Source organism: Mucilaginibacter terrae (assembly GCF_042679325.1).
GTDB lineage: Bacteria > Bacteroidota > Bacteroidia > Sphingobacteriales > Sphingobacteriaceae > Mucilaginibacter > Mucilaginibacter terrae.
The window spans coordinates 132,949-145,864 of sequence record NZ_JBHTMJ010000001.1; the positions used below are offsets into that span (position 1 = coordinate 132,949).

12 protein-coding genes are annotated in these 12,916 nt (G+C 40.3%); 1 reads left to right on the top strand and 11 read right to left on the bottom strand.

The window, feature by feature from the left end; all coding sequences use genetic code 11:
• Positions 1-18: 18 nt before the first annotated feature.
• Together ACFQ3S_RS00490 and ACFQ3S_RS00495 are read right to left on the bottom strand one after the other, a co-directional pair.
• A complete protein-coding gene (locus ACFQ3S_RS00490) occupies positions 19-1,101 on the bottom strand; it encodes an efflux RND transporter periplasmic adaptor subunit (RefSeq protein ID WP_377160092.1) in 1,083 nt (360 codons plus the stop codon).
• Positions 1,102-1,267: 166 nt separating this feature from the next.
• Complete coding sequence (locus ACFQ3S_RS00495; RefSeq protein WP_377160094.1) at positions 1,268-1,705, bottom strand: hypothetical protein; 438 nt, start codon at positions 1,703-1,705, stop codon at positions 1,268-1,270.
• Positions 1,706-1,960: 255 nt separating this feature from the next.
• Here ACFQ3S_RS00495 and ACFQ3S_RS00500 point away from each other — a divergent pair, with 255 nt between their 5' ends.
• Positions 1,961-3,118, top strand: coding sequence for a zinc-dependent alcohol dehydrogenase (locus tag ACFQ3S_RS00500; RefSeq protein WP_377160096.1), 1,158 nt, complete (start codon positions 1,961-1,963; stop codon positions 3,116-3,118).
• A 412-nt stretch (positions 3,119-3,530) separates the two neighbouring features.
• Here ACFQ3S_RS00500 and ACFQ3S_RS00505 read toward each other — a convergent pair whose 3' ends face one another.
• From ACFQ3S_RS00505 to ACFQ3S_RS00545, 9 genes are all read right to left on the bottom strand, one after another.
• Positions 3,531-4,601 (bottom strand): hypothetical protein, encoded by a 1,071-nt coding sequence (locus tag ACFQ3S_RS00505; RefSeq protein WP_377160098.1) that lies wholly within the window; start codon positions 4,599-4,601, stop codon positions 3,531-3,533.
• On the bottom strand, positions 4,579-6,258 hold the full coding sequence (locus tag ACFQ3S_RS00510) for an NAD(P)-binding protein (RefSeq protein ID WP_377160100.1): 1,680 nt from the start codon (positions 6,256-6,258) through the stop codon (positions 4,579-4,581). The genes ACFQ3S_RS00505 and ACFQ3S_RS00510 overlap by 23 nt, the downstream gene beginning before the upstream one ends.
• Positions 6,236-7,744 carry a polyamine aminopropyltransferase gene (locus ACFQ3S_RS00515; RefSeq protein ID WP_377160102.1) on the bottom strand — a complete coding sequence of 503 codons (1,509 nt, stop codon included), beginning with the start codon at positions 7,742-7,744 and terminating at the stop codon, positions 6,236-6,238. Before ACFQ3S_RS00515 ends, ACFQ3S_RS00510 begins: the two co-directional genes overlap by 23 nt.
• Positions 7,745-7,746: 2 nt before the next feature.
• Entirely contained in the window at positions 7,747-7,971 is a 225-nt protein-coding gene (locus tag ACFQ3S_RS00520; protein ID WP_377160104.1) for a DUF350 domain-containing protein, read from the bottom strand.
• An 11-nt stretch (positions 7,972-7,982) separates the two neighbouring features.
• Positions 7,983-8,153: a hypothetical protein gene (locus tag ACFQ3S_RS00525; RefSeq protein WP_377160106.1), complete on the bottom strand. Its 171-nt coding sequence runs from the start codon at positions 8,151-8,153 to the stop codon at positions 7,983-7,985.
• Positions 8,153-9,472, bottom strand: coding sequence for a DUF4178 domain-containing protein (locus ACFQ3S_RS00530; protein ID WP_377160108.1), 1,320 nt, complete (start codon positions 9,470-9,472; stop codon positions 8,153-8,155). The genes ACFQ3S_RS00525 and ACFQ3S_RS00530 overlap by 1 nt, the downstream gene beginning before the upstream one ends.
• A 2-nt stretch (positions 9,473-9,474) precedes the next feature.
• Positions 9,475-9,828: an S-adenosylmethionine decarboxylase family protein gene (locus ACFQ3S_RS00535; protein WP_377160110.1), complete on the bottom strand. Its 354-nt coding sequence runs from the start codon at positions 9,826-9,828 to the stop codon at positions 9,475-9,477.
• 81 nt (positions 9,829-9,909) lie between these two features.
• A complete protein-coding gene (locus tag ACFQ3S_RS00540; protein WP_377160112.1) occupies positions 9,910-11,016 on the bottom strand; it encodes an acyltransferase family protein in 1,107 nt (368 codons plus the stop codon).
• Between the two features lie 222 nt (positions 11,017-11,238).
• Positions 11,239-12,786: a L,D-transpeptidase family protein gene (locus ACFQ3S_RS00545; RefSeq protein ID WP_377160114.1), complete on the bottom strand. Its 1,548-nt coding sequence runs from the start codon at positions 12,784-12,786 to the stop codon at positions 11,239-11,241.
• Positions 12,787-12,916: the final 130 nt, after the last annotated feature.

Consider the following 12,916-nt stretch of genomic DNA (forward strand, 5'->3'; position numbering starts at 1 on the left):
TATTTAGGTATTGAACCACTATTCTGCCTTTAAGCGCAAATTGGACATAGCCTCTTTAGGCTTTATGTATTCAAACTTGATCTTGTCATCATCCTTTACCTTTTGTACACCTTCCAGCAGTATCCTGTCGCTTTCGGCAAGGCCGCTTGCAACCACATACAGGTCGGGCATTTCGCCGGTTATGGTTATCACCCGCGAGCGTACCACTCCTTTAGTATCTACTACAAAAACATAGGTTTTATCCTGTATTTCGTATGTAGCCTTTTGTGGTATTACAAGCGCGCCGCGAAGCGGAACGGTCATTTGCACTTTACCGGTTTCGCCGTTTTTCAAGAGCTTATCGGGGTTGGGGAAACGTGCCCGGAAAGCGATGTTTCCGGTTTCGTTGTTGAACTCGCTTTCTATAGTTTCCACATCGCCTTTGTATTTCAAGGGTTGGTTATTGGCCAAAAGCAGGCTTACCTTACGGTCGCCCCGACCTTTAACATTGCTCTCATAATCCAGGTACTCTGGTTCGGATACGTTGAAATAAGCGAACATCTGGCTATTATCCGAAAGGCTGGTCAATAACTCGCCTTCATCAATAAGGCTTCCCAGTTTCTTAGGGATCCGGTCAATGGTTCCATCGAATGGTGCCCGTATTTCGGTAAATGAGAGATGGAGCCTGGCAAGTGATGTTTCGGCTTTGGCCTGGTCGAGTTTGGCCTGCGCCATAGCCAGCTCATTTTTAGAAACGATGTTTTTATCAGACAGCAGCCTGGTATTTTGCAACTCTATTTGTGCTGCCTTGGTTTCGGCCTGTGCTTTCAGCAGTTCGGCCTCATAAACTTTGGGCATTATTTTAAACAGCAACTGACCGGTTTTTACTGTCCGGCCTTCATCAACATAAATGTTTTGCAGGTACCCTTTTTCCTGTGCCCGGAGTTCGATGTTCCGCACCGATTTGATTTGCGACACATATTCTTTGGTAAAAGAAGTGTCGATTTTTAAAGGACTGGTAATGGTGTAGGTAGCAGCTTCTTCCTTTTTCTCTTGTTTAGGAGTACAGCTAACTTGGTACAGCAAGGCCAATAAGCCCGTGTACATGACAATTTTTTTCATGATTTTATATGAATTTTTAGCGATTGAATGCCTGGAATAAAATTCCTTTAGACGAATGGACACATCAGTTTACAGGACATTACACAGTATGGGTGAAGTAAAAGTAATGCACAAGTAGAAACAGGGTATAATAATTATACCGCGGTGAACTGATGAAAAAGGGTTATCAGAGTCTTAAAACTCTTTGAGTTATATACTTGCAGGAACTGGCATTAGCTAAATGGCCGCAATAAGGAAGGCGGTCTTTAATAGAGCTGAATAACGAGCTTAGAATAAACGCGTAGGAGAGGGCAAAAAAACAGCTGACCAAGAGCACATATTTCCTGGCCGATATTGTATGGTCATCTTCCTCATTATCGTCGATGGTTATTACATATTCATAAACATCGGCCGATGCTCTATTTTTAATAACGGCATGCTCTTTATCTGGTATGGCAAGTTGAAGATGTGGGGGCTGTGCAGTTTTTAGTTGTGCCGAACAATCTGTTTGCTTGTAGTGACCGGCATAGCTATGCTTTATACCTCCAATCAGAAGGAAGCACAGGATTATACCAATTAAATAAACAGATTTCATCAATGGCTCCAAATATAATATATCAAACATTAAGTTGACTATATTATTATAAATTTTACATACAATAAGCAGTATATATGTTGATTTAGTACCTGTAGGGATAATTATGATATAATAGTTACATAAAATAGTGATTTGTCTCTCTATAGAATACAAACATATATGCTGCTATAAGTTGTTGCTTCAAAGGAAATTAAGCAATGGTGTTTTATAATTAATTAAAACCAGCGACTATTAAATAATGTTTAAGTTAAATAATAAAATTAAAATTTAAAAAATTTATTTATGAAAGCAGCAGTTTTTCACAAACCGGGTGATATAAGCGTGGATACTGTTGATGATCCACGTATTGAAGAGGGTGGCGATGTGATCCTGAGGGTTACTTCTACAGCTATTTGCGGTTCTGATCTTCATATATTAAGCGGAGGTGTTCCACAGCCTAAAGACATGATTTTGGGACATGAGTTTATGGGCATTGTAGAAGAGGTTGGCCCATCGGTTACCAAACTAAAAAAAGGCGACCGGGTGGTAGTTCCGTTCCCTATTGCTTGCGGGCATTGCTTTTTTTGTCAACATGGTGCTTCGCCATCATGCGAGAATTCAAATTATGAACATTACGGACCTGATGGTGGACTGGCGGACGAAAAAGGAGCGGCTTTATTTGGCTATACCGACCTTTATGGAGGATACTCGGGCGGCCAGGCTGAATATGTACGTGTTCCTTACGCAGATATTAGTCCGCGCATTGTGCCCGACAACATGACTGATGAGCAGGTACTATTTTTAACAGATATTTTCCCTACCGGGTGGTCGGCTATAGATTGGGCGCAGCTCAAAGGCGGCGAAGTAGTGGCCATATTCGGATCAGGGCCTGTGGGGTTAATGGCACAAAAAGCTGCCTGGATTATGGGTGCAAGCAGGGTAATAGCAATTGATGTATTAGATTACCGCTTAGATAAAGCCCGAACGGTAAATAAAGTGGAAACACTTAACCCTAATAAGGTTGATGTAGTTGAGGCTATAAGGCAAATGACTGGTGGCCGTGGTGCCGATGTATGTGTGGATGCTGTAGGTTTTGAGCCTGAGCGCGGCATTTTGGATAGGGTGAAATCGGCCGTGAACTTTGAGGTAGGTAGCATGAAAGTACTCGACCTGGCTTTTAGAGCGGTTCGCCGTAGCGGAACGGTTACTATTGTAGGTGTTTATGGTTCGCCATACGATAACTTTCCGATGCACCGTATTTTTGATAAAGGCCTTACCATTAAACAAGGACAAGCTCCGGTGTTGAATTACATTGATCATTTGATTGACCTGGTGAAAGAAGAGAAGGTTGTTTTGGATGATATTATTACCCACACCTTGCCATTAAGTGAAGCCGCCAAAGGGTATGAAATATTCAGCAAAAAACAAGACGATTGTGTTAAGGTAGTTTTGAAACCGTAACAGCCCCTGAATTGTGCAGGTGGCGCTACAAGGTATTTGAGGATAAACTCGTAAAAATACCGCTACAGATAGATATGACAATTACAGGATACAGAACATATTTTGGTTTAAAATAAAGTAATACAGCCATATTTAATGTTAAATCCGACAGTATGATTGTTTATACAATGCTATATATTATAACAAAAGCCACTTATATAAAGGTGGCTTTTGTGTTTAAAATATTATTGAACATTTAGTATAATACAATATGTAATCTATAAGTTGATTTTAAATTAATCGAATAAGTCAGTTTTAAATAAGCTTGATTTTAAAAGTTGTAAAGCTATTATTAGGTAGGCTGAAAAAAAACCAATTGGCAGCAACAAGCCCATAACCTGATATCCGAATGAATAAAAACCTATTAATCAAATTAACTCAGCTCCTGCTTTTGAACCTTCCAAATATAGCCGTCTAACACATAATGGGTAGCTTGCGGTAAGGCCAGCAGGGGGACTAATAAGGATAGCAGTTGCGTGTTTTGTATTTTTGGAAGCTTGGTAAACGCGCCGAATATGGAGGCATGTTCACGCCAGATAAGGCCATCCCATATACCTTCTTCCAAATAAGCAAATACAATTAAGGTGATTACGAATAGAATGATACCGTATTTGCTAAAAGAAGCGTTAAGCATAAAGCTATCAGATTTGCCCGGATACTTTTTCTTTTCTGCTATCCAAATGAGTGCCATATAGGGTATGCCGTGCGAAATTACATTGAGCATAGTGAATGCAAAATCGCCGTTGAAATACACAATGCCAAAATACCACGACACGAAGGTGCCGATAACCAGCAGATTGCGGGGAATATTAAATTGCCGGATTTTCTTGATCAATAATATTTCTTTAATGATGTAAACTGATATCACAACCAAATAAATGATTAAGCCAACATTAATTAAAGTTGTTGAAGTAGATACCATGATGAAATCATTGTCTGTAAACCAATTAAAATGCCGGTTACCTTCAAAGTGCCAGTAAAAGATAGGGTAGATGGTGGCTGTATATATGGCAATGGTATCTATAAGCATATAAAATTTATGGTAAGTTTCTTTGCGCGAATACAACCGCATAAAACCATATTGCTGCCTAATGAAATGGAACACTGCCAGGTAAGCTAATATACGCCAGAAAAGTATCGCATCAACACTATGCAGCAGCACACCTACCACATAACAAGCCATTGGAATAACGATTAGTAATGAATTTTGCCGATAACTACTATAGTTGAAGTAGGTGCGGTAAAGTGTACTGTACACATGCGCCACATCAATGAACACCACTAATATTAACCAATACATTACCGGTATAGCCGATGACGATTGAAATACCACTGGAAAAGCCACGACCAGCAACAAGGCCAAAAACGGTGGCAATAGTATGAAAACACTATCGGTAGCCAGCGAGTGAAGCCATGGTTGCTTATATGTTGTGCTTTGGTTCATAGGATGCTAATACATCGTTTGCCGCTTTTATACCCTGGTGAAAGGCTTCCTCAAATATAGAGATCCCGCTCAAATCGGTGTGTGCAAAAAATAAAACCTCGTTAACAGGAGCTTGCGCATTTTTACGCTCACTGCCCCAAATGTAATTTAATGTTGGGGCAATCATGCCATGGCCCCAAATCCAGCCGTCTACCTGCTCAATATGCGCTGTAATGCCGGGGTGCATAAACTCCAGTTCGGGTATCACAATATCCAGCCATTGTTGGTAAGTACGGGTGTATGCTGCCAGCCGGGCTACCCGCGGTTCCCTGTCGCATAGTGGTAAATAGTAGGTGAGCACTTTTTTATTATCACCGGTGTTCAGGCTTTGCTGATTGGCGTTTACATACCCAACTGAGGCGGTGTTGTAAGCCACATTATCCCAACTTAAACCTCTACCGTTGGTTTGCGGCAGGTTATTAACGGTAATATTGGCAACAAACCATGGCGAGTAATTAAAGCTATGTATATTAAAATGACGATTAATAGGACTTTTGATAATCTTTTGGTTCACAAACTGCGGCGTAGCCATAATTACCCGTTCGGCTATAATGGTGGAGGTGGTTCCGCTTTTTATATCCATAACATCAACTTGTACGTTTCCTTGCGCTAATACAGAAACACCATAGCACATGGAACCGGTGCGCGTATGCTCTTTAACGCTGCTTGCTAACTGTTTCATCAACCAGCCGTTTCCATTAGGCCAGGTGAGCACGGCGTTGCTTTCGGCATTGGCGGCTTTACCTTTGCGGGCGGCAAAGTAATGTAGCCCTGCCCAGGCCGATATTTTATCGGTGGTTTGGCCATAATCATCTTTGCAACAGTAGTCCAGGTACCAAAGCAGGTAAGGGGATGTATAACCTTCAGTTATTAAATAATTTTTGAATGACAAGCTGTCGAGCCGACGGTATCGTTCATCTGCGGAGCTATTGTCGAGCGGGATAGCGAACGCATATTTATCGTCTGTTCCTTTGGCGGTTTTTAATTCTTCTATCAGTTTAAAAAACCGTTTAATCTGAGCGCGGTCAGCAGGGGTAATGCCAAACTCGGGGACTAAACCTTCTTGCCATTGGCCATTAATGAGCAGGCGTTCTTCAGGGTCGAAACATAGGTAATATTCGTTGTAAACCGGCAGGCCATTTTCAAAGCCTGTGATCACACCGCATTCCGTTAAAAAGTCAATGAGTATTTGGTCTTCATTATTGGCAATAGTGATGTAATGTGCCCCTAATGGGTAATCAGAAACTGCGTTGCTACCCGAATGTGCATTACCACCCAACTGGTCTTCCAGTTCCAGTAGTTCAAAATCATGGTGACCTTGCCTTTTCATGCGCCATGCAGCGGCGAGGCCGGATATACCGCTGCCAATAATTAGCGTTTTTAGGTTACGGGTTGAAGTTGGCGCTGGCAAGAGTGTTTGGTCCCTGAGGATGTGCCCAGCTTTGACATTAGGGCCTCTCAGGCCACCTTTAATATTTTTATATGTAGCTGATTTTAATTTTTTAATGCAGCCGCTTAAAAATATGCCCGAAGTGATCAAACCGGCTTTTAACAAAAATGCGCGACGGCTACCGCTGTTCAACAGGTTCTGCTGCTTATAAAACGGCTGCCCACTCATCTTCAAAATATTTGACCAAGGCCTGGTTATTTAGTTTATTTACTTCAGTTTCCACTTTGGCCATATCGGGCGGAAAGTATAGCATTTGGTTGAGGCTGCCTGTTGAAATAAATTTCATGCCGGGTAAAAAGTACTTAGGTTTAACGTAAGGCTGCCCTTGGGTAGCCATAATGTAGCCCCATTCGCCAAACGAAGGGACGAAATTATGATAGGGTATGGTATGCAAACCTACAGAACGCAGGGTTTTATCAACCGTCCAAAAAGATTTTGGCGCTACATAAGGTGAGGTAGATTGCACCACCATAATTCCATTTGGAGATAAAACGCCCTTAGCCAGTTTATAAAAGGCATTGGTATAAAGCTTTCCTACCGAATAGTTGGATGGATCGGGAAAATCGACCACAATGAAATCGTATTTGCGCTTTTGCGCACGTATCCAGGTAAAAGCATCGGCATTAATAACCGTTACCTTGGGCGATAGAAGGGAGCGTTTGTTTAGGCTCAGCAATATACTATTCGATTTAAATAAAGTCGTCATACCCTTATCCAGATCTACCAGTGTAACCGATCTGATCTGAGGATAGCGCAATATCTCCCGCACGGCTAAACCATCACCACCACCCATAATCAGTACATTTTTGGCATAAGGCAATGCTTGCAGGGCAGGGTGTACCAGTGCCTCATGGTAACGGTATTCATCATCTGAACTGAATTGAAGGTTGCCATTTAAAAACAAGCGTAGTACTTTGCCTTTCTTAGTTAGGATAATGCGTTGATAAGGCGTACTTTTAGAATAGATAATGGTATCGGTATAGGTGAGGCTTTCGGCATAACTGGTAATATTATTAGCGTACACAAAGCCCACAAGCAAACCAATTATGCTGATGATAGCACTGGTTTGCAGATATGTTGCCGCCTTAATTTCCTTTTTAAAGTTAAGGCATACCATTAAAGCTACGCTTATATTTAAAATACCTACAAGATAGGAAGTTTTCACTAAGCCCAGGTAGGGGATAAGCAATAGCGGGAACACCAGGGAGGCCAATAGCGCGCCAATATAATCGAACGTAAATACTCGAGAAACGAGGTCTTTAAACTCGTACCGGTCTTTCAATATGCGCATGAGTAGAGGGATCTCTAATCCTACTAAGATGCCCGTTAAGCCAACAAGGCTATATAATATAATGCGGAAGGATGCTACGCTTTCAAAAACGAGGAAAAGGATGGTAGAACTGGTACCGCCTACAATGCCTACCAAAATTTCTAACTGAATAAACCAGTAAATAATGTTTTTTTCAAAGTATTTGGATACCCATGAACCTATACCCATAGAGAACAGGTACACGCCTATTATGGTAGAGAACTGGGTGACCGAATCGCCCAGTAAATAGCTGGCAAGCGTACCGGCTATTAGTTCGTAAATGAGCCCGCAGGTGGCTACAACAAATACCGAAATGAGCAAAAGCGCATGAAGCTTTTTATTCATGCTTACCCGTGAATGGCCGAACTTATAATAATAGCTACGGCGATCATAAACGCGGCACAAACAATAGCCAACGCCACGTTATGTTTTTCGAGGATCTCTTTATACAGGTTTTCGGGCGTGGTCTTTTCAATGATCCAGAAAGCGACCAGCAGTATCACAATGCCAATAACGGAATATAGCACCGAGGCTATAATGTACTTAATGTTAATTAATTCGTTTAAAGTCATCTTTATAATGTTTATTTATGATAAAATCTCATCCCGCCGCCGCGGTGGCCGCTGCGCGGGGCATCGGTGTTTTTTTCAACCTTGCTTTCCCAGTACGCCACGCCGTTAAAGCAGGTATAAGTAAAGTAACCCACTACGAGTGCTACTACAACCAGGTAAATACGTATTAATTTATAGTCCATTATTCATCGGTTTCATAAGGTGAAAAATCACTGTTCACCCAGCGTTGCTTTTCAAAGTTTTGCATGCGTACCCAGCAGTAAATAGGATATAAGCACAGTAGTAAGCAGGTTATAAACAAGTTCATCCATAAGGTAACATTAGTGGTAACCGCCATGCGCAAATTGGTTAAACTTTTGTTACCCGATGCCGGGTACACGTTTAAGTGGTACTTACCTGCAGGAATTGAGGATAACAAAACCGTAGTTTGCTGCGATCCTTCGCTCCAGTTTTCGCCCCCCTCGTAACCATGATAGTATTCCACGCCTTCGGTAACTTCCCAGGATTGGTTGGTTTTCTCGTTCACTAAAGTTACGGTAGCTTCCAGCCAGTTATTGTCAATAGCCGAGCCTAAATTGATCTCCATGGCCGATGAAGCGTCGTTTACCATAAAAGCAGGCGTGGCAAAGGATTTAAAATCATCGCCTGCTTTAGTGCTATCATACCCAATAACAAAGTCCTGATCCATTACAACCTTTTCGGGTTTAAGCAGTAAAATGGCTAACTGTATGGCCAGCATTGCCAAAATTAAAAATACTGTAACGCGCGATACGGTGTACCAGCGGCTATAATACATAGAAAACTGGTTAGCTCCGATCCCTATTTTATCTGGAAACCGGTTCAAATCTACCTTAAACGCGTCGGCAATAGTTGATGCTTCGGTATATTCGCCTAAATAAAGTTCTGGCTTGTTGGCGGCGGGTTCCCCCAATTCTTTATAAATAATGAAAGGAGGTGCTATAAACTCGGTGACTTTAATTTTTTCACTAAGCAGATCCCAATCGAATTCACCTATTAAGCCGGTTATAACAGCAGTATATTTATTAAACATTTTGTATTCAATATTCTGGTATTGAACAAAGCCCCAACTGTTATTACCTAAGCCTTCCAGTTCAGGATAAAATGCCTTACCGGCTACCAGGTTCCAATGACCATCGAACTCTGCCAGGTTAGCGTAGCCTTTCTCGTAGTTATAAAGCAGGTATTCGCGCCAGGCATATACGGTAGCACTTTCCTTTTTTTCAATGTAAGCAATAACCTTATAAGGGATGCCTTTAAGTACGCCCTCGGTTCCTATGGGTATTATTGGATCAGATTTTATTAACGGCGCCTGTTTCTGAGTTCTGGCATAGTCATCGGCAATAAACCTAATAAAAGAATGACAGTTGGGGCATACACAAAATTCGCTGCCTGCAGGGTCATATAGCGTAATGCTTTGGTTGCACTGGGGGCAGGTAGCCACTTCTGTATTAGGAAAAGAGGTTAGTTTATGGGTCGCCATCTTTATCGTTCCAGTTCGTTTTTCTGTATTTCAACGCCTTCAAAAAAGCTGAACACCTCGGCATAAAATTGCTTTACTTTTTCTGTATTGTCTTTTTGGTAGTTAGATAGAAAGATATCGAAAGTAGCCAGGTTGAACTCGGGCCAGGTATGTATGGATAAGTGCGATTCGGTTAAGCAAATGATACCAGTGAAGCCGCCATTTTCAAACTCGTGGTAAGCTTCCCCAACTTTAGTTAATTCAAAATCTGAAACCAGTTGATCGAACAGGTCTCTGCAAGGTGAGGCCGATGTAAGATAATCTGTTTTAGCCGTTGTAAATTCGGCCAAAATGTGTAAACCAGGTTTGTAAGGCATCAATGGTTTCGTGTGAAACTCAAAAATATAAAAGTTATTGAAATATTGATACCGATGAAAAAAAACTGACTTATAAATAAACTAATTGAAGCTTAAAAGTTTTTTTATGGGGATTTTAAAACTCCTTTGTGCGTACAATACTAAGGAGGTGAAGATCAACCCTTCCATTAAGGTCAGCAATAAACACAAAGCAGTTTGCCTGATGGTGGTATGGTGCAATTTATAGCCTAATATGCGCATGTTAATATCAATAAAATAAACGTGGCAAAAAAAGGTGAGGATGGTAAATGCGTTAATAAATTTATGATAGGTAAGCACACCATTTAACTTAACGTGTAAAATACCATAAAATGCCAGTATGCTTAGAGGCATCATACTAAAAACAAAATAGTAAGAATGGTAGCCAACAGCAATATAGTTTAACAGTATAATTTCCAGCATTACCACTACCGAGGTAAGTAGTGTTAAGGTCCACGCATTTAACTGTAAAAATTTGTTGTCGTATTTACCAAGCAAAGTGCCTGCAAATACAAATGTAAAACCAAACCCTACATATTTATAAATTATAGCCATTGCTATGTTTACATAGGTATTACTTAAAAAAGATATGGGGCCAAATATGCTTTCTATCAAAATACGCAATGTACCGAACATACATAAAGTTAGCAAAAAGCCTGTTAAAGCTAATTTGGAGGCCAATGCGAGTTTTTTTGTGGTGTATAAATAATAACAGCTTATAGTACCAAATATGAGCGGTGGTACAAACCATAAGGCTGCATTAGGCCCTGTAACAAATAATATATCAAGCAATATGATACTTTGTTTCAAAATAAGGTGTGGAACAAAACCGTAATGCACAAAAAGCGGTACCACATTATCAAGCAGGTAAAATATAAAAAATATCAAGTACACAGAAGTGATCCACATAATGTAACGCCGCACGTATAGATGGGGATGTTTTGCGTTTGACCAGCCCTGATATGCTAAAAAGCCCGATATGATGTAAAAACAGGGTACCACAACAGCTACAAAACTGTGCAAACCAATAATGCTTTTATTAAGCTGGGTGTAAATTTGCGGTAAACCAATATGTGTAAAAACTACCAGTAAACAACCAACAAGTTTATACAAGGTTATTCCAGGGTAATATTTACGGGTTTGGTGATTTTGAATAGGAATTTGTTGCATTAAACAGAATTGTTAACATCGAATATTTTATATGATCTACTAAATAGATTGATATTTTTTGTTTAAACTTTATTTTAATTTAGATAATATTATATATATCATCATTAATATAGATTTTCATTTAAATTTGTTTTACTTGTAACTAAAATAACTTTCAATTTTTTATAATAAAATAGCCAGGTCATATTATTGGCCTGGCTATTTTTATAAAACAATTTAATATTAAACGGTTAAAAACTTATTTAAATGTGCAAATAAAACAATGTCTAAACCGTACACATCAGGTCGGAACTGTAACCTGCCATTTGCATCAGGCCAACAGGTGATGTAAGTAAGATATACGGGCATTTTTTGAGGTACCTGTAAGTTTGAAGGATCAGGATTATCCATACCCATAAACTTTTCAATTTTTTGGTACTTATCGCCATCCCCAAATAATGCATGTGCCAAATCAAGCGGGCGTTCTACCCGTACGCAACCATGGCTAACAGCCCGCATTGGCTTATTGAAAGCTAATTTAGCAGGCGTATCGTGTAAATACACACTACTGTTGTTTTTAAATAAAAACTTGATCTTGCCTAAAGCATTATCATCGCCCGGGCGTTGTTTAAATTCATATTCATCTTTACCGGCCGATGCCCAATCAATTGTTTCAGGATCTTCTACAACCTTGCCGCCTTTATAGGCATCAATGTTGTTGTTGGCTAAATAATAAGGGTCGTCTGCCGCCTTAACCATAATTTCTTTGGTGGCTATACTTTGAGGAATATTCCAGATAGGGTTAACCTGTACCGAATAAATCATGCTGTTCAACTGCGGCGTTTCGCGCGAAAAAGGACGGTCTTTTTTATCACTTTCATCATACTCTATCAGGTTATCGGCACGGTCAATGTTGCGGCCCTCGCCCACACACACTTTCATATTCATAATTGAGTTACCATTGTCCATAACATCTAAGCGGTAGTCAGGAATATTAACGATAACATATTTACTTTGAGCCGGTTTGTTTTTCCAGCGTAGGCGCTCTAAGTTCACTTTAAGGATTCGATCGGTTTCTTCCGGCGTTTTACCGGGAACCTGTACGTTTTCTTTCAAAGCCTTTTGCAGTGCTAAATATGGGGTGCTTTTTGGTTGCACGCTATCTAAAAAAGTTTTCAGATCGCTAATGGCGAATACCTTATTCATGGAAGCGCTATCGGGCCGTTTGGTTTCGGTGTAATAACGGGCATATATTTTACGCGGACTAATTACGCCATATTGTAAGGCATTGGTGTAATTAATTAGAGAGTTAGCCAGCATAACTTCCAGCTCGGCCATGTTTTGGTACGCCTCTTCGGTTGTTTTAATAGCGTTTTTACTGTAAAATTTATTCACCAGGTTGTTTACCTGCTCAGCCTGGAACATTTTAGGATCTAAACCATGCTCACCCGAATTTTTTAAATATGCGGCCAAAGTTTTCAGATCGTTTCCTGCCATGTGGTCTAAAACCAGTACGGGGTCAAGTCCGTTCTTTTCGTAAAAACCGGTGATCTGTATAGGGTTTTGTAACGATTTTTTCTTTTCGGCCAAAACTTTTTCAAATACTGATGCAAAACCTTCAGGGGTAACTCTGTTAAAGGCCTTATTATTATTTATCTTGTAAATAGTTTGGGCCATGTCCGACCGTTTGGTATTTTTGCAGCTTTGTACCGTAAGTAACAATGCGGCGCACAGCGTTAATATAAGTGCAGGCCATTTGGCTGCGGGTTTTAAATTAGTAAATTTTATCATAGGTAAACAGTGTTTGTATGCATATATGCAATAGCTGTACCATTGTGTGCTGTTTAACATAAACAGTTGTTTAAAGCATTATTTAAAGGTTTTGCAAATAGCTTGTTGCATTACGTTTACTAAATTTTGT

Excerpts from the sequence above, each read along its gene's own strand:
- ACFQ3S_RS00490 (WP_377160092.1), bottom strand. The coding sequence starts at position 1,101 with ATGAAAAAAATTGTCATGTACACGGGCTTATTGGCCTTGCTGTACCAA.
- ACFQ3S_RS00495 (WP_377160094.1), bottom strand. The coding sequence starts at position 1,705 with ATGTTTGATATATTATATTTGGAGCCATTGATGAAATCTGTTTATTTA.
- ACFQ3S_RS00500 (WP_377160096.1), top strand. The coding sequence starts at position 1,961 with ATGAAAGCAGCAGTTTTTCACAAACCGGGTGATATAAGCGTGGATACT.
- ACFQ3S_RS00505 (WP_377160098.1), bottom strand. The coding sequence starts at position 4,601 with ATGAACCAAAGCACAACATATAAGCAACCATGGCTTCACTCGCTGGCT.
- ACFQ3S_RS00510 (WP_377160100.1), bottom strand. The coding sequence starts at position 6,258 with ATGAGTGGGCAGCCGTTTTATAAGCAGCAGAACCTGTTGAACAGCGGT.
- ACFQ3S_RS00515 (WP_377160102.1), bottom strand. The coding sequence starts at position 7,744 with ATGAATAAAAAGCTTCATGCGCTTTTGCTCATTTCGGTATTTGTTGTA.
- ACFQ3S_RS00520 (WP_377160104.1), bottom strand. The coding sequence starts at position 7,971 with ATGACTTTAAACGAATTAATTAACATTAAGTACATTATAGCCTCGGTG.
- ACFQ3S_RS00525 (WP_377160106.1), bottom strand. The coding sequence starts at position 8,153 with ATGGACTATAAATTAATACGTATTTACCTGGTTGTAGTAGCACTCGTA.
- ACFQ3S_RS00530 (WP_377160108.1), bottom strand. The coding sequence starts at position 9,472 with ATGGCGACCCATAAACTAACCTCTTTTCCTAATACAGAAGTGGCTACC.
- ACFQ3S_RS00535 (WP_377160110.1), bottom strand. The coding sequence starts at position 9,828 with ATGCCTTACAAACCTGGTTTACACATTTTGGCCGAATTTACAACGGCT.
- ACFQ3S_RS00540 (WP_377160112.1), bottom strand. The coding sequence starts at position 11,016 with ATGCAACAAATTCCTATTCAAAATCACCAAACCCGTAAATATTACCCT.
- ACFQ3S_RS00545 (WP_377160114.1), bottom strand. The coding sequence starts at position 12,786 with ATGATAAAATTTACTAATTTAAAACCCGCAGCCAAATGGCCTGCACTT.